The 16,210-nt window shown below is 71.5% G+C and carries 15 protein-coding genes; 5 read left to right on the top strand and 10 right to left on the bottom strand.

The genetic code is table 11. The features are described from left to right. Nucleotides 1–341: 341 nt before the first annotated feature. Nucleotides 342–1,847 carry a hypothetical protein gene (locus E4099_RS16085; RefSeq protein WP_135339753.1) on the bottom strand — a complete coding sequence of 502 codons (1,506 nt, stop codon included), beginning with the start codon at nucleotides 1,845–1,847 and terminating at the stop codon, nucleotides 342–344. 279 nt (nucleotides 1,848–2,126) lie between these two features. Between E4099_RS16085 and E4099_RS16080 the strand changes: the two genes are divergently transcribed. Together E4099_RS16080 and dapA are read left to right on the top strand one after the other, a co-directional pair. After that, the gene (locus E4099_RS16080) at nucleotides 2,127–3,962 is read left to right on the top strand and encodes an endonuclease/exonuclease/phosphatase family protein (protein ID WP_135339752.1); all 1,836 of its coding nucleotides are present in this window, start codon (nucleotides 2,127–2,129) and stop codon (nucleotides 3,960–3,962) included. Nucleotides 3,963–4,061: 99 nt separating this feature from the next. Continuing rightward, nucleotides 4,062–4,955, top strand: coding sequence for a 4-hydroxy-tetrahydrodipicolinate synthase (gene dapA, locus E4099_RS16075; protein ID WP_135339754.1), 894 nt, complete (start codon nucleotides 4,062–4,064; stop codon nucleotides 4,953–4,955). Between the two features lie 193 nt (nucleotides 4,956–5,148). Here the strand turns inward: dapA and dapD are convergent, their stop codons facing one another. The 9 genes from dapD to E4099_RS16030 all read right to left on the bottom strand — a co-directional run bounded on the left by dapD (nucleotide 5,149) and on the right by E4099_RS16030 (nucleotide 13,106). After that, entirely contained in the window at nucleotides 5,149–6,150 is a 1,002-nt protein-coding gene (dapD, locus tag E4099_RS16070) for a 2,3,4,5-tetrahydropyridine-2,6-dicarboxylate N-succinyltransferase (protein ID WP_135339751.1), read from the bottom strand. A 174-nt stretch (nucleotides 6,151–6,324) separates the two neighbouring features. Next, complete coding sequence (locus E4099_RS16065) at nucleotides 6,325–6,669, bottom strand: metal-sulfur cluster assembly factor (protein WP_135339750.1); 345 nt, start codon at nucleotides 6,667–6,669, stop codon at nucleotides 6,325–6,327. Further along, the gene (gene sufU, locus E4099_RS16060) at nucleotides 6,666–7,130 is read right to left on the bottom strand and encodes a Fe-S cluster assembly sulfur transfer protein SufU (protein ID WP_135339749.1); all 465 of its coding nucleotides are present in this window, start codon (nucleotides 7,128–7,130) and stop codon (nucleotides 6,666–6,668) included. The genes E4099_RS16065 and sufU overlap by 4 nt, the downstream gene beginning before the upstream one ends. A 10-nt stretch (nucleotides 7,131–7,140) precedes the next feature. Beyond that, nucleotides 7,141–8,400, bottom strand: coding sequence for a cysteine desulfurase (locus E4099_RS16055; RefSeq protein WP_135339748.1), 1,260 nt, complete (start codon nucleotides 8,398–8,400; stop codon nucleotides 7,141–7,143). 118 nt (nucleotides 8,401–8,518) lie between these two features. Further along, nucleotides 8,519–9,283 carry a Fe-S cluster assembly ATPase SufC gene (sufC, locus tag E4099_RS16050; RefSeq protein ID WP_135339747.1) on the bottom strand — a complete coding sequence of 255 codons (765 nt, stop codon included), beginning with the start codon at nucleotides 9,281–9,283 and terminating at the stop codon, nucleotides 8,519–8,521. A 7-nt stretch (nucleotides 9,284–9,290) separates the two neighbouring features. Further along, nucleotides 9,291–9,626 carry a non-heme iron oxygenase ferredoxin subunit gene (locus E4099_RS16045; RefSeq protein WP_135339746.1) on the bottom strand — a complete coding sequence of 112 codons (336 nt, stop codon included), beginning with the start codon at nucleotides 9,624–9,626 and terminating at the stop codon, nucleotides 9,291–9,293. Beyond that, nucleotides 9,623–10,792, bottom strand: a complete 1,170-nt coding sequence (sufD, locus tag E4099_RS16040) for a Fe-S cluster assembly protein SufD (protein ID WP_135339745.1) — start codon at nucleotides 10,790–10,792, stop codon at nucleotides 9,623–9,625. The genes E4099_RS16045 and sufD overlap by 4 nt, the downstream gene beginning before the upstream one ends. A 113-nt stretch (nucleotides 10,793–10,905) precedes the next feature. Then, nucleotides 10,906–12,327: a Fe-S cluster assembly protein SufB gene (sufB, locus tag E4099_RS16035; RefSeq protein WP_135339744.1), complete on the bottom strand. Its 1,422-nt coding sequence runs from the start codon at nucleotides 12,325–12,327 to the stop codon at nucleotides 10,906–10,908. Next, nucleotides 12,324–13,106: a helix-turn-helix transcriptional regulator gene (locus E4099_RS16030; protein WP_135339743.1), complete on the bottom strand. Its 783-nt coding sequence runs from the start codon at nucleotides 13,104–13,106 to the stop codon at nucleotides 12,324–12,326. Before E4099_RS16030 ends, sufB begins: the two co-directional genes overlap by 4 nt. Nucleotides 13,107–13,362: 256 nt before the next feature. On the opposite strand from E4099_RS16030, the gene E4099_RS16025 reads away from it, so the two are divergent. The 3 genes from E4099_RS16025 to E4099_RS16015 all read left to right on the top strand — a co-directional run. Then, nucleotides 13,363–14,289, top strand: a complete 927-nt coding sequence (locus tag E4099_RS16025) for an ABC transporter ATP-binding protein (protein WP_135339742.1) — start codon at nucleotides 13,363–13,365, stop codon at nucleotides 14,287–14,289. After that, nucleotides 14,286–15,056 carry an ABC transporter permease gene (locus E4099_RS16020; protein ID WP_135339741.1) on the top strand — a complete coding sequence of 257 codons (771 nt, stop codon included), beginning with the start codon at nucleotides 14,286–14,288 and terminating at the stop codon, nucleotides 15,054–15,056. The genes E4099_RS16025 and E4099_RS16020 overlap by 4 nt, the downstream gene beginning before the upstream one ends. 216 nt (nucleotides 15,057–15,272) lie before the next feature. Continuing rightward, the coding region (locus E4099_RS16015; RefSeq protein ID WP_135339740.1) for a COX15/CtaA family protein at nucleotides 15,273–16,210 on the top strand (938 nt) is incomplete at its 3' end.

The following is a 16,210-nucleotide window of genomic DNA, read 5'->3' as shown; positions in this document are numbered from 1 at the left end:
CTCACCGCGAGCGATCACGGCTCAGCGGCGGAAGCACCCACCCGGCACGACGCGTCCCCCCAGTCGGGAGAGACCTCACCCCACCCGTCCACCCCGCAGGCACCTACGGCTCGGCGGTGGGAGGGCCCGCCAACCCGACACCTCCGCACGTACGGCTCGGCGGCGGGGCGCCCACCCGGCACGAACGCGCCGAGCCCGTGGCGCGGCACCCGCTTCGCTCACCCCCCCGCCGGCCCATCGCATGGGCGAGTACGGCTCGGCACTGGGAACACTCGCGAGGCACGACGCGCCGAGTCCGTGGAGCGGTACCCCACCACCCCGCCCCCGCGGGAGCGAACCGCTCAGCGGCGGGAGCGGGCCTTGAACGCGGCCTTGCGGGCGGCCTTGGCGGCCTTCTTGTCGGGGTGGAGCCGGCCCATGGTCTCCAGGACCTGGGCGGTGGCCGGGTGGTCCACCCGCCAGAGTGTCTCGAAGAAGCCCTCCGACTGGCCGACCAGCCCCTCCACCAGTTCCCGCAGTTCGGGCGAGTCGCCCTCGGCGGTGAGCTGCGCGGCGATGGTGTCCACCGTCAGCCAGAAGACCATCTCCTCCGAGGGCTCCGGCACATCCGCGATCTGCCGCTCGGCCAGCCAGACCCGGGCCAGGCCGCCCAGTTGGCGGTCGTCCAGCACCTCGCGCAGGGCCGCCTCGGCCTCCGGGCCGACCAGCGCGAGGGTCTGCTGGCAGGCCAGCCGGCGCAGCGGGGCCAGCTCGTCGTCGCCGCGGGCGGCGCCGAGCAGTTCCCGGGCCGCGGTCTCCGGGCCGCGCCGGGCCAGCCATGCCTCGGCCTCCGCGCGGGCGGCCCGCTCCGGGTGCCCGGGCAGCGCGTCCAGCAGCACCTCGGGGCCCTTGTCGGCCAGGTCACCGACGAGCGGGACGTCGATTCCGGCCTCGAGCATCCGGGCGCGTACCGCGTAGACGCCGAGCGGGGTGAGGCGTACCAGGCCGTAGCGGGAGAGGTCCTCGGGGTCGAGTTCGCCGGTCGACGGGTCGGTCTCCGGGATGTGGCCGCTGCCGTCGACCTCCTCGATCAGCGCCTCGTCGACCGGCTGGTAGACGACGATCCCGGTGGGCTCCAGCATCCGGAACTGGTCGTCCAGGCGCATCATCGCCTCGGAGACCTCTTCCAGGATGTCGTCGGTGGGCTCGTCCATGTCATCCGGGACGATCATGGAAGCGGCGAGAGCGGGCAGCGGCACCGGGCGCTCCGCGGCCTCCTCGTCGGTGGCCGCCAGCAGATAGAGGTTGGCCAGCACGCCGTCGAGGAAGTCCGCCTCCTCCTCCGGGTTCCAGTCCAGCGCGTCCAGGTCCAGCTCCCCGCCCTCGCCCAGCTGCTCGGCGAGCTCCGCGAGGTCGGGGGCCGCGGCGTCGGCCAGTACGGTCTCCAGCCCGGCCAGCCAGATGTCCAGGATCTCCTGCGGGCTGCCGCCGGTGAGGACCTCCAGCGCCTCGCCCGGCGCGGCGGTGCCCTCGGTCTCGTCCTCCGCGGCACCGTCGGCGTCCGGGGCGCCCTCGGCAGCCTCGGCGGCCTGGTTCTCGGTCACCTCCAGCAGACCGGTGTCCAGCGCCAGCTGCCAGGCCTCGGCGGTGTAGGCGGGGCCGTCCTCGTCCTCGGTGAGGCCGAGCAGCTCGGTCGCCTCCCGCAGGTCCGCTTCCATCAGCTCGCCGCCGGCGCCGACCCGCTTGTGCGGCGCTGACCAGCGTGCCAGCCGCACCGCGCGGGTGAGCAGCGGAGCGCCGAGGGCGTCCCGCGCGAGTTCCGCATCGGTGTGCAGCAGCACCGGTGGCATGGTGGGACGGTCTGACATGGGAGTGTTCATCTCCTCGGCGGCGGGAACGGACGGCGTCCAAGCCTAGACGGAACGCGAGGGCACTTTCGTCCCGATGTCGCCGGTGCCCTCGCCCCCGCCGGACGGATTCGGCCAGGGCGCGGCTCACCGCGGCCGAGCCCTCCGCTCCGCCTGTTCACCCGGCAGTGGGCGACCGTACACCCGGAATCCCTTGACAACTCACTGCACCAACCAAGAAATTGACGCGCGTAGAGGTCACTTCCCTCGCAACCCCACCGCCTTCGGAGGCACTCCACCATGTCTTCCCGCGCCCTGCGCAGACCCGCCGCCATCACCGCAGTCATCGCCTCCGCGCTGGCGGCCGGGCTGCTCGCCCCCGGCTCCGCGTCCGGCTCCGCGTCCGGTGGGGAGGTCCGGATCCACGACATCCAGGGCAGCACCCGGATATCCCCGCTGGCCGGCAAGCAGGTCGCCGAGGTGCCGGGCACGGTGACCGCGGTACGCGCCTTCGGCTCCTCGCGCGGCTTCTGGTTCCAGGACGCCGACCCGGACGACTCCCCCGCCACCAGCGAGGGGATCTTCGTGTACACCGGCTCCACCACCCCCGCGGTCTCCGTGGGCGACGCCGTGACCGTCTCCGGCACGGTGTCCGAGTACTACCCGGGCGGCGCGGCCGCCGGGCTGCAGTCCGTCACCGAGATCACCAAGGCGAGCTGGACGGTGCACTCCTCCGGCAACCCGCTGCCCGCCGCGTTCCCCCTCAGGCCCGCCACGGTTCCCAACCGGTACGCCCCGGACGCCGGCGGCGGCAGCATCGAGGGGCTCGAACTCCGGCCGCACAGCTACGCCCTGGACCGCTACGAGTCCCTGGAGGGCATGACCGTCGCCGTCCAGGACGCCCGGGTCACCGGCGCCACCAACACCTACAAGGAGCTGTGGGTCACCGCCGAGCCGGGCCACCAGCGCACCGCGCGCGGCGGGGTGCTCTACCACTCCTACCGGGACGCCAACCCGGGCCGGGTCAAGATCACCTCGCTGCTCCCCTACGCCCAGCACCCCTTCCCGGTGGCGAACGTGGGCGACGAGCTGACCGGCACCACCGCGGGCCCGCTCGACTACGACAACTTCGGCGGCTACGGGATCCAGGCCACCGCGCTCGGCGAGCTCACCGACAACCACCTGGCCCGGGAGACCACCCGCAAGCAGGACGCGGACGAGCTGGCGGTGGCCACGTACAACGTCGAGAACCTGTCCCCCAAGACCTCGAAGGCCAAGTTCGAGCGGCTCGCCCAGGCGCTGGTGGACAACCTGGCCTCGCCCGACATCGTGGCGCTGGAGGAGGTGCAGGACGACACCGGCGCGACCGACGACAAGGTGGTCACCTCGGGCGCCACGCTCAAGAAGCTCACCGACGCCATCGCGGCCGCGGGCGGCCCCGCCTACCAGTGGCGGCAGATCGACCCGGAGAACAACAAGGACGGCGGCCAGCCCGGCGGCAACATCCGGGTGGCCTTCCTCTACAACCCGGAGCGGGTCTCCTTCACCGACATCCCCGGCGGGGACGCCACCACCCCGGTGCGGGTGGTGGGCCGGGGCGGGAAGGCCACGCTGTCCGCCTCGCCCGGCCGCGTCGACCCGGCCAACCCGGCGTGGGAGGACAGCCGCAAGCCGCTGGTCGGGCAGTTCTCCTTCCAGGGCAAGCCGGTGTTCGTGGTCGCCAACCACTTCAACTCCAAGGGCGGCGACCAGGGGATGGACGGCCGCTTCCAGCAGCCGGCGCGCGGCTCCGAGAAGCAGCGCGGCGAGCAGGCCAAGGCCGTCAACTCCTTCGTCAAGGAGCTGCTGGCGGCGGACCCCAAGGCCGATGTGGTGGTCGCCGGCGACCTGAACGACTACCAGTTCTCCCCGGCACTGCACGCGCTGACCGAGGGCGGGGTGCTCACCGACCTGGTGAACCGGCTGCCGCGGGAGGAGCGCTACGGCTATGTCTACAACGGCAACTCGCAGGTCCTCGACCACGTGCTGACCAGCCGCGGCCTGAGCCGGGTGGACTACGACATCGTGCACGTCAACGCCGAGTTCGCCGACCAGGCCAGCGACCACGACCCGCAGGTGGTCCGCATCAAGCCGTAGCGTTTCTGAACGGTAGCGCCAGAACATTTCAATAGACGCGACCGCACAGCGGGCCCAGAATCCGGAAGTGAATCCCTCACCACACGGAGTGTGACGTTGATGTCCCTGGGCCCGTTCGGCCGTACGGCCGCCGCGATGATCACCCCCTTCACCGCCGAGGGCGCCCTCGACCTGGCCGGCGCGCAGGAGCTGGCCGTACGGCTGGTGGACCGGGAGGGCTGCGACGGACTGGTGCTGAGCGGCACCACCGGCGAGTCCCCGACCACCAGCGGTGCCGAGAAGGAGGCGTTGATCCGCGCGGTGGGCGAGGCGGTCGGCGACCGGGCGGTGATCACCGCGGGGGTGGGCAGCAACGACACCGCGCACACCGTGGAACTCGCCCGCGCGGCCGAGCGGGCGGGCGCCCACGGCCTGCTGGTGGTCAGCCCGTACTACAGCCGTCCGCCCCAGCAGGCCGTCGAGGCGCACTTCCGCACCGTCGCCGACGCGGTCGGCCTGCCGGTGATGCTGTACGACATCCCCGCCCGCACCGGTGTCCGGATCGAGACCGGGACCATGCTGCGGCTGGCCGAGCACCCGCGGATCGCCGGGGTGAAGGACTGCTCCTACGACCTGCTGCACAGCGCGAAGGTGATCGCCGCCGGCGGGCTCGCCGTCTACTCCGGCTCCGAGGAGCTCAACCTTCCCCTCTACGCGCTGGGCGGTGCCGGATTCGTGAGCACCGTGGCCAATGTGGCCGGCCCCGCGCTGCGGGCCGTGCTGGACGCGTACGACGCCGGGGCGGGCGCCGAGGCGGCGCGTCTGCACGGGCTGACGCTCCCGCTGGTCGAACTGATGATGTCCTCTGGACTCCCGGGCACGGTCACCGCCAAGGCGCTGCTGGGTGCCCTCGGCCGGCCCGCGGGACCGGTCCGCGCCCCGCTGCTGCCCGCGGCACCGGAGGTGGCCCAGGCCCTGGTCACGGCCCACCAGACGCTGACCACCGCCGTCTGACCAGGCGCCCCTGGGCGGGTCCGCCGGTACGAGCCGGTGCGGGGCACTCGCGCCGCGGGCTCTCTTCTCGCCCCGCGCACCGGGCCGGGGCCGCCCCCTCGCCCAGCGGTCCCTCGACGCCCTCGGGCCCGCACCGCGGAGTGCGCGGTGCGGGCCCGAGGGCGTCTCACCCGGCCGGAGAGGGCCGGGCGGTTCAGTCGTTGCTGTGCAGGGCCGCGTTCAGCCCGCCCCAGGAGCCGGAGCGGGGCAGCGCCTCGACCGCGCCGGTGGTGGAGTTGCGGCGGAAGAGCAGGTTGTCGGCGCCGGACAGCTCCGAGGCCTTGACCACCGCGCCGTCCGGCAGCGACACCCGGGTGCCGGCGGTGACGTACAGGCCCGCCTCCACGATGCAGTCGTCGCCCAGCGAGATCCCGATGCCGGCCTCGGCACCGAGCAGGCAGCGCTCGCCGAGGGAGATGGTCTGCTTGCCGCCACCGGAGAGCGTGCCCATGATCGACGCGCCGCCGCCGATGTCCGAGCCGTCGCCGACCACGACACCCGCGCTGATCCGGCCCTCGACCATGGAGGTGCCCAGGGTCCCGGCGTTGAAGTTCACGAAGCCCTCGTGCATCACGGTGGTCCCGGACGCCAGGTGGGCGCCGAGCCGAACCCGGTCGGCGTCGCCGATCCGCACCCCGGCCGGGGCGACGTAGTCGGTCATCCGCGGGAACTTGTCGATGCTGGTGACATTGAGCGTCAGCCCCTCGGCGCGGGCGGCCAGCCGCACCCGCTCCACCTGGTCCACGGCCACCGGGCCCAGGTTGGTCCAGGCGACGTTGGCCAGCAGGCCGAAGATGCCGTCCAGGTTCTGGCCGTGCGGCTTGACCAGGCGGTGGCTGAGCAGGTGCAGTCGCAGATAGGTGTCGTGCGCGTCCAGCGGCTTGTCGTCCAGGGAGGCGATGACCGTACGGACGGCGACCACCTCGACCCCGCGGCGCGGGTCGTCGCCCAGGGCGCGCGGGGCGGCTTCGCCCAGCAGTTCGGCGGCGCGCACGGCGTCCAGCCGCTCGGTGCCGGCCGGTCCGGGCTCGGCGACCAGCTCGGGGGCGGGGAACCAGGTGTCCAGCACAGTGCCGTCGGCGGTGACGGTGGCGAGCCCGGCGGCCACGGCGCCGATGGAACGGGGGTTCGGGGTGGAGGTTGCTGCGTCGGTCATGTCCGAACGCTAACCGGAGCGGCCCCGTCGAGGCGAACCGGTCCCGCCGAGCGGCGGCCCGATCCGCCTGGCCAGGAGGTGCGCGGCGCGCCCCGGAACATGCGACAGGGCCCCCGGCACGGACGAATCCGTGCCGGGGGCCCTGCTCGACGCAGACGGCTTGGGTACCGCGGCTCAGACGTTGAACCCCAGCGCGCGCAGCTGCTCGCGGCCGTCGTCGGTGATCTTGTCCGGGCCCCACGGCGGCATCCAGACCCAGTTGATCCGCAGCTCGTTGACGATGCCCTCGGTGGCCGACTTGGCCTGGTCCTCGATGACATCGGTCAGCGGGCAGGCCGCGGAGGTCAGGGTCATGTCGACGGTGGCGATGTTGGCGTCGTCCACGTGGATGCCGTAGATCAGGCCCAGGTTGACGACGTCGATGCCCAGCTCGGGGTCGACGACGTCGTACAACGCCTCGCGGACTTCCTCTTCGCTCGCGGGCTTGGTCGCGGTGGTGGTCTCGGTGCTGTCGCTCATGCGGTCTTCCTCGCAGCCTTCTCGCCCAGTGCCTGGGCGGTGGCGTCCTTCCAGGCCATCCAGCTCAACAGGGCACACTTCACGCGCGCCGGGTACTTGGAGACACCGGCGAACGCGACGGCGTCCTCCAGGACCTCCTCCATGGCGTCGTCCGGCTCGATGCGGCCCTTGGACTGCATCAGCTCCAGGAAGGTCTCCTGGATCTTCCGTGCCTCGCCGAGCTCCTTGCCGACCAGCAGCTCGTTCAGCACCGAGGCGCTCGCCTGGCTGATGGAGCAGCCCTGGCCCTCGTACGAGACGTCCTCTATGGTCTCGCCGTCGAGCCGGACGCGCAGGGTGATCTCGTCCCCGCACGTCGGGTTCACATGGTGCACCTCGGCGTCGCCATCCCGCAGACCGCGCCCGTGGGGGTGCTTGTAGTGGTCCAGGATGACGTCCTGGTACATCGAATCCAGCTTCACGAGTCAGCCCCTACCCGAAGAAGTTCCGAACGTGCTCCAGGCCGTCGACCAGGGCGTCCACCTCGGCCGGCGTGGAGTACAGATAGAACGACGCCCGGGTGGTCGCGGGAATTCCGTACCGCAGGCAGACCGGCCGCGCGCAGTGGTGGCCGACCCGGACCGCGATGCCCTGCTCGTCCAGGACCTGGCCCACGTCGTGCGGGTGGATGTCGCCCAGGGTGAAGGAGACCGCCGCTCCCCGGTCCTCGGCCGTGGTGGGGCCGATGATGCGCAGGTCGGGGACCTCGAGCAGCCGCTTGATGGCGTACTCGGTTATCGCGTGCTCATGCGCGGCGATCTTGTCCATGCCGATGGCGCTCAGGTAGTCCACCGCCGCGCCGAGCCCCACGGCCTGGGCGATCGGCGGGGTGCCGGCCTCGAACTTGTGCGGCGCGGGCGCGTAGGTCGAGGAGTGCATCGAGACGGTCTCGATCATCTCGCCGCCACCCAGGAACGGCGGGAGGTCCTCCAGCAGCTCCTGGCGGCCCCACAGCACCCCGATGCCGTCCGGGCCGCACATCTTGTGACCGGTGAAGGCCACGAAGTCGGCCTGGAGCGCCTGCACGTCCAGCACCATGTGCGGGGCGGCCTGCGAGGCGTCGACCACCACCAGGGCGCCGACCTCCTGGGCGCGGCGCACGATGGTCTCCACCGGGTTGAGGGTGCCCAGGATGTTGGAGACCAGCACGAAGGAGACGACCTTGGTCTTCTCGGTGATGACCTGGTCGATGTTGGACAGGTCCAGCCGGCCGTCGTCGGTGAGCCCGAACCACTTCAGCTTCGCGCCGGTGCGCTGCGAGAGCAGCTGCCAGGGCACGATGTTGGAGTGGTGCTCCATCTCGGTGATCACGATCTCGGTGTCGCGGTCCACCCGGTAGGGGTCGTCCGCCCAGCCGAGCATGTTGGCCACGAGGTTCAGCGACTCGGAGGCGTTCTTGGTGAAGATCACCTCGTCGCGGCTGGGGGCGTTCACGAAGGCGGCGACCTTGTCACGGGCGCCCTCGTACAGCGCCGTGGCCTCCTCGGCGAGCACGTGCACGCCGCGGTGGACATTGGCGTTGTGCTGCTCGTAGTACTCGTTCAGTACGTCGAGCACCTGGCGCGGCTTCTGCGAGGTCGCCGCGTTGTCCAGGTAGACGAGCTTCTTGCCGTCGTGGACCACGCGATCCAGGATCGGGAAGTCCTTCCGGATCGCCTCGGTGTCCAGAAGACCCGGCAGCTGCACGGTCATACCCCTGCCCTTTCGCTCTTCCCCGGCGCCTTCGGCGCGGGGGCACCCCCGACTCCGCCCTGGAGGCGGAGCTGCCCGCCGGGGGCGATCCGCGCCCCGGCGGCCGTGTGTGCGTCGCTCACAGGGTCGCGCCGCCCTTCACATAGGCCTCGTAGCCCTCGGCCTCCAGCTTGTCGGCCAGCTCCGGGCCGCCGGACTCGGCGATCCGGCCCGCCGCGAAGACATGGACGTAGTCCGGCTTGATGTAGCGCAGGATGCGCGTGTAGTGGGTGATCAGCAGGGTGCCGATCTCGCCGGACTCGCGCACCCGGTTGACGCCCTCGGAGACGATGCGCAGCGCGTCGACGTCCAGGCCGGAGTCGGTCTCGTCGAGGATCGCGATCTTCGGCTTGAGCAGCTCCAGCTGGAGGATCTCGTGGCGCTTCTTCTCACCGCCGGAGAAGCCCTCGTTCACGTTGCGCTCGGCGAAGGCGGGGTCCATCTGGAGACGCGCCATGGCCTCCTTGACCTCCTTCACCCAGGTGCGCAGCTTGGGGGCCTCGCCGCGGATGGCGGTGGCGGAGGTGCGCAGGAAGTTGGAGACCGAGACGCCCGGCACCTCGACCGGGTACTGCATGGCCAGGAAGACACCGGCCCGCGCGCGCTCGTCGACGGACATCGCCAGGACGTCCTCGCCGTCGAGGGTGACGGTGCCGCCGGTGACCGTGTACTTCGGGTGGCCGGCCAGCGAGTAGGCGAGGGTGGACTTGCCGGAGCCGTTCGGGCCCATGATGGCGTGGGTCTCGCCCTGCTTCACGGTCAGGTCGACGCCGCGCAGGATCTCGCGCGGACCGTTCTCGGCCTCGACGGAGACGTGCAGGTCGTGGATCTCAAGCGTTGCCATGGGTGCCTCAGGACTCCTGGGTGACGGAGACGAGCACAGAAGCGTCTGGGCCGTCTCCTTCGATCTTGACGGGGTAAACGGGAACGGGGCGCGTGGCGGGCAGGCCGGAGGGCTTGCCGGTGCGCAGGTCGAAGCTGGAGCCGTGCAGCCAGCACTCGATGGAGCAGTCCTCCACCTCGCCCTCGGACAGCGAGACGTTCGCGTGCGAGCAGATGTCGTTGATCGCGAACACCTCGCCCTCGGTGCGGACGAGCGAGATCGGCGTGCCGTCGAGCTCCACCCGCTTGGGGGTGTCCTCTTCCAGCTCGCTCAGCGCGCAGACGCGGACGAAGGGGGCGGTCATGCTACGGACGCCTCCAGCTCCGCCTCGATCTTCGAGAGCAGGCGCTCCTCCACGTCCGGCAGCCCGATCTGCTGGACCAGCTCGGCGAAGAAGCCGCGGACCACCAGGCGGCGGGCCTCGTCGGCGGGGATGCCGCGCGACATCAGGTAGAAGAGCTGCTCGTCCTCGAAGCGGCCGGTGGTCGAGGCGTGGCCGGCGCCGACGATCTCACCGGTCTCGATCTCCAGGTTGGGGACCGAGTCGACCCGGGCGCCGTCGGTGAGCACCAGGTTGCGGTTGAGCTCGTAGGTGTCGGTGCCCTCGGCGGCGGCCCGGATGAGCACGTCGCCGATCCACACCGCGTGCGCGTCCTGGCCCTGCAGCGCGCCCTTGTAGGCGACGTTGCTGCGGCAGTGCGGGGTGTCGTGGTCGATGAAGAGCCGGTGCTCCTGGTGCTGGCCGTTGTCGGTGAAGTACAGGCCGTACAGCTCTGCCTCACCGCCCGGCGCGCCGTAGATGACCCGCGGGTGCAGCCGGACCAGGTCGCCGCCGAAGGTGACCACCACGGACTTGAAGGTGGCGTCCCGGCCGACCAGCGCGGTGTGCTGGGCGGCGTGCACGGCGGTGTCGTCCCAGTCCTGCACGGAGACCACGGTCAGCTTGGCGCCGTCGCCGATCACGAACTCCACGTTGGCGGCGAGCGTCGCGTCACCGGTGTGGTCGATGACCACCACGGCCTCGGCGAAGGCGCCGACCTCCACCAGCTGGTGGGCGAAGGCGGTGCCGCCCTCGCCGTGGACGGCGATCCGCACCGGTTCGGTGAGGACCGTCTCCTTGGCGATGGTGACCACGGAGGCCTTCTCGAAGGAGCTGTACGCCTGCGCCGCGACCCGGTCCACCGGCTTGCCGGCCCGGCCCAGGCGCGCGTCGTCGCGGCCCACGGTCTCCACGGTGACGCCTTCGGGGGAGGTCACCTCGACCTTGACGGCGCCGTCGGCGACGGCGGTGCCGTCATGCAGGCCGCGGAGGCGCTCCAGCGGGGTGAACCGCCACTCCTCCTCGCGGCCGTGCGGCACCGGGAAGTCGGCCACGTCGAACGAGGCGGGGGTGCTGACCCGCGCATCGATGGGCTGGCCCACCTGGATCGCACCGTCCGTGGTGCTGCCGGCCGGAATGGTTTCAGCCATGGCTGTCGTACTGCTCGCTTTCTGCCTCTTGTTGTGTGCGCTCGCCCCGGGCGCTGCTACCGCCCCGGGGCTCGCGCACAGCTGTGTCTGGATGGCCTGGATGGGGGCCGGCGTCAGCCGACCGCGCCTTCCATCTGCAGCTCGATCAGCCGGTTGAGCTCCAGCGCGTACTCCATGGGCAGCTCGCGGGCGATCGGCTCCACGAAGCCGCGCACGATCATCGCCATGGCCTCGTCCTCGGAGAGTCCGCGGCTCATCAGGTAGAAGAGCTGGTCGTCGCTCACCTTGGAGACGGTCGCCTCGTGCCCCATGGAGACGTCGTCCTCCCGGACGTCCACATAGGGGTAGGTGTCCGAGCGGGAGATGGTGTCCACCAGCAGGGCGTCGCAGAGCACGTTGGACTTGGAGCCCTCGGCGCCCTCGGCGATCTCGATCAGACCGCGGTAGGAGGTGCGGCCGCCGCCTCGCGCCACCGACTTGGAGACGATGTTGGAGGAGGTGTTCGGCGCCATGTGCACCATCTTGGCGCCGGCGTCCTGGTGCTGGCCCTCGCCCGCGAAGGCGATGGACAGGGTCTCGCCCCTGGCGTGCTCGCCCATCAGGTAGACGGCCGGGTACTTCATGGTGACCTTGGAGCCGATGTTGCCGTCGACCCACTCCATGGTCGCGCCCTCGTACGCCACGGCACGCTTGGTGACCAGGTTGTAGACGTTGTTCGACCAGTTCTGGATGGTCGTGTAGCGGCAGCGGCCGCCCTTCTTCACGATGATCTCGACGACCGCGGAGTGCAGCGAGTCCGACTTGTAGATCGGCGCGGTGCAGCCCTCGACGTAGTGGACGTAGGCGTCCTCGTCGACGATGATCAGCGTCCGCTCGAACTGGCCCATGTTCTCGGTGTTGATCCGGAAGTAGGCCTGGAGCGGGATCTCCACGTGCACGCCCTTGGGGACGTAGATGAAGGAGCCGCCCGACCACACGGCCGTGTTCAGCGAGGCGAACTTGTTGTCACCCGGCGGGATGACGGTGCCGAAGTACTCCTGGAAGAGCTCCGGGTGCTCCTTGAGCGCGGTGTCGGTGTCCAGGAAGATGACGCCCTGCTCCTCCAGGTCCTCGCGGATCTGGTGGTAGACGACCTCGGACTCGTACTGGGCGGCGACACCGGCGACCAGCCGCTGCTTCTCGGCCTCCGGGATGCCCAGCTTGTCGTAGGTGTTCTTGATGTCCTCGGGCAGCTCTTCCCAGCTGGCGGCCTGCTGCTCGGTGGAGCGGACGAAGTACTTGATGTTGTCGAAGTCGATGCCGCTCAGGTCGGAGCCCCAGGTCGGCATGGGCTTCTTGCCGAAGAGCTTGAGGCCCTTCAGGCGGAGCTTCAGCATCCACTCCGGCTCGGACTTCTTCGCCGAGATGTCGCGGACGACCTCCTCCGACAGGCCGCGCCGGGCCGCGGCACCGGCCACGTCGGAGTCGGCCCAGCCGTATTCGTACTTGCCCAGACCCTCGAGCTCAGGGTGAGCAGTCTCCGTGGGGAGAGTCATTCGGGGTTCCTCCCGGCCGTGCTGGTAGATGGTGCTGAAGTGGTCTGACTGGTGTTCGTGGGCGGCGCTTCGCCACGGGGGATGAACGTCGTGCACACTCCGTCGCCGTGGGCGATGGTGGCCAGACGCTGCACATGGGTTCCGAGCACGCGGGAGAAGAACTCCGTCTCCGCCTCGCACAGCTGCGGATACCGCTCGGCGGCATGGGCGACCGGGCAGTGGTGCTGGCAGAGCTGCTCGCCCCGCCGGGGATCGGGCGCGCTGCGCGCCGTGGCAGCGTACCCGTCCGCGCTGAGGGCCTCGGCCAGCGCCTCGGCCCGGCGATCCGGCCCGGCCGCCTCGACCGCGTGCCGGTAGCCCTCGGCCTGGGCGGCGAGCCGGGCCCGGGCGAAGGCCGCGACGGCGGCCTCGCCGCGCTCCCCGCCGCCGGCGCTCTGCGCGATCCAGCGCAGCGCGTCCACGGCGAGCTTGTCGTAGGCCTGGTCGAAGGCGTCGCGCCCGCAGTCGGTGAGCGCGAAGACCTTGGCGGGGCGGCCTCGGCCGCGGGCTCCGTAGATCCGCTTGTCCCGGGGCTCCACCACGCCCTCGGCGACCAGGGCGTCCAGATGGCGACGCACGGCCGCCGCGGTGAGCTCCAGCCGCAGGGCGAGCTCGGCGGCGGTGGACGGCCCGTGGTCGAGGATGGAGCGGGCGACGCGGTTGCGGGTGCCGTGCTGCTCCTCGGCGGGCGCGGGCCCGCGTACGGAGTCGAAGGCGGCCGACCGGTCCGCCTCGCCCACGGCACCGGAAGCGGAGCGCGTGGGTGCGCCGGGCCGCGCGACCGACTGGGCCGCGGGTCCTTTCCGATCCTCGCTCGTGTATTTCACAACGCCATTGTTGCGTAATTCCGTGGAGAGTCACAAGCCGCGATCGGGTGACCCCGCGGTGGGCTGCATCACTAAGGCGCACCTAACCTGACCTGCGCAAATGATCACTGGCGGCCGATTTCTCGCCCTGCCGCCCCGGCCGGTGCCGGCGCTTCGTAGACTGCCCGGCATGCGAGAAGAGCCCGCCGTCGAGGTCGTCGGCCTGGTCAAGCGGTACGGGACCAAGACCGCGGTGGACGGGCTCGACCTGTCCGTGGCCCGCGGCACCGTGACCGCCGTGCTCGGCCCGAACGGGGCCGGGAAGACCACCACCATAGAGACCTGCGAGGGCTACCGCCGCCCCGACGCGGGCCGGGTCCGGGTCCTGGGCCTGGACCCGATCGCCGACGCGGCCCGGCTGCGCCCCCGGATCGGGGTGATGCTCCAGTCCGGCGGCGTGTACGCCGGGGCGCGCGCGGAGGAGATGCTGCGGCACACCGCCGCCCTGCACGCCCACCCGCTCGATGTCGACATGCTGATCGAGCGGTTCGGCCTGGGCTCCTGCGGCCGCACCACCTACCGCCGGCTGTCCGGCGGGCAGCAGCAGCGGCTGGCCATGGCCATGGCCGTGGTCGGCCGGCCCGAACTGGTCTTCCTGGACGAGCCCACCGCCGGCCTGGACCCGCAGGCCCGGCGGGCCACCTGGGACCTGGTGCGCGACCTGCGCGACGACGGGGTCACGGTGGTCCTCACCACCCACCACATGGACGAGGCCGAGCAGCTGTCCGACGATGTCGCGATCATCGACGGCGGCACGGTCATCGCCCAGGGCAGCCCCGAGGAGCTGTGCCGGGGCGGGGCGGAGAACACCCTGCGCTTCACCGGCCGGCCCGCCCTCGACCTGCGCTCGCTGCTCAAGGCGCTGCCCTCCGACAGCGCCGCCGCCGAGCTCACCCCGGGCTCGTACCGGATCAGTGGCACGGTCGATCCGCAGCTGCTGGCCACCGTGACCTCCTGGTGCGCGCAGAACGGCGTGATGCCGGACCGGATCTCGGTGGAGCGGCACACCCTGGAGGACGTCTTTTTGGAGCTGACCGGCAAGGAGCTGCGATCGTGACCGCCTCTGGCACCTTCTCCCCCCGGCCCGGCGCGGCCCCGCTGCCCCGGATGATCCGCGCCCAGGCGGCCCTGGAGACCCGGATGCTGCTGCGCAACGGTGAGCAGCTGCTGCTGACCGTGGTGATCCCGGCGCTGGTCCTGGTGCTGTTCGGCACCGTGGACATCGTCGACACCGGCAAGGGCGAGGCGGTCGACTTCCTGGCCCCCGGCGTCCTGGCGCTGGCCGTGCTCTCCACCGCCTTCACCGGCCAGGCCATCGCCACCGGGTTCGAGCGCCGGTACGGCGTCCTCAAGCGGCTGGGGGTCTCCCCGCTGCCGCGCTGGGCGCTGATGACGGCCAAGACCTGCTCGGTGCTGGTCACCGAGGTGCTCCAGGTGGCGCTCCTGGTCGCCATCGCCCTGGGCCTGGGCTGGTCGCCGCACGGCAACCCGGCCGCGGTGGCGCTGCTGCTGCTCCTGGGCACGGCGGCGTTCTCCGGCCTCGGGCTGCTGATGGCCGGCACCCTGCGGGCCGAGGCGACCCTGGCCGCCGCCAACCTGGTCTTCCTGCTGCTCCTGGTCGGCGGCGGTGTGATGGTGCCGCTGGACAAGTTCCCGGACGCGGCCCACAGCGTGCTCCAGCTGCTGCCGATCTCGGCCCTCTCCGACGGGCTGCGGGACGTCCTGCGGGACGGCGCCGGGATGCCGTGGGCGGACCTGGGGATCCTCGCGGTGTGGGCGGTGCTGGGGCTTGGCGCGGCGGCCCGCTTCTTCCGCTGGGAGTAGTGGCTCCCCGCGGGACGTGACGGCCTTCGGAAGGGGCCCGGGGACGGACTCTCCCTGGGCCCCTTCCGCATGTTCCCCAAGGAGGCCGTTTCGCGGGAGCGATGCCCATGCCCGGGGGAAGGTGGCTCCTCCCCCCCGAGGACCGCCTCCCCGGAAGGGCGACTCCCCGGGACCCCTCGTGAAAAGCTGCACAAGCTCCCACCTACGATGGTTGCCGTGCCGAAAACGCTGAACCCCCTCGAGCTGATCGCCCGCCGCTGGCAGCCCTCCGCGCGCTTTGTGGAGCGGGCCGCCCTGGCCGCGGTGGTGATGTCCGTCGTCATCGTGGTGACCGGTGGCGCGGTGCGGCTCACCGAGTCCGGGCTGGGTTGCGACACCTGGCCGAAGTGCACCGACGGCAGCCTGACCCCGACGTCCGGGATGGGCATCCACGGCGTCATCGAGTTCAGCAACCGGATGCTGACCTATGTGCTGTGCGCGGTGGTCGGTGTGGTGATCGTCGCCGCCCGGTCCCGCACCCCCCTGCGCCGGGACCTCACCCGGCTGGGCTGGACGCAGTTCTGGATCGTCATGGGCAACGCCGTGGTCGGCGGCATCACCGTGCTCACCGGGCTCAACCCCTACATCGTCGGCTCGCACTTCCTGCTCGCCACGGTGCTGCTCACGGTGGCCGTGGTGACCTGGCAGCGGGCCCGGGAGGGCGACGCCCCGGCCCGTGACCTGGTCTCCCGGCCGCTGCGGCAGCTCACCTGGCTGCTGGTCGTGACCACCGCGGTGCTGATCGTGGTCGGTGCCGTGGTGACCGGGGCCGGTCCGCACGCGGGCGACGCGAACGAGGTGCACCGGATCCCGCTGGACTGGCAGGAGATCACCCAGCTGCACGTGGACTTCGTCTACATCGTGGTGGGGCTGACCGTGGCGCTCTGGTTCGCGCTGCGCGCGGTGCGCGCGCCGGCCGCCGTCCGCCGCCCGGTGCTGGAGCTCTTCGCGGCGCTGGCCGTGCAGGGCGTGATCGGCTATGTGCAGTACTTCATGCACCTGCCGGAGCTGATCGTCGGCGCCCATATGTTCGGCTCGTGCCTGGTGTGGATCGCGGTCCTGCGGGTGTGGCTCGCGCAGCGTGAGCGGGGGGATCTGCCGGCAGCGGGCGAGGG

The sequence above is a fragment of the Streptomyces palmae genome (assembly GCF_004684805.1).
Taxonomy (GTDB): Bacteria; Actinomycetota; Actinomycetes; order Streptomycetales; family Streptomycetaceae; genus Streptomyces; species Streptomyces palmae.
The sequence above is the reverse complement of the archived record's forward strand: the minus strand, read 5'-3'. Positions and strand labels throughout refer to the sequence as shown.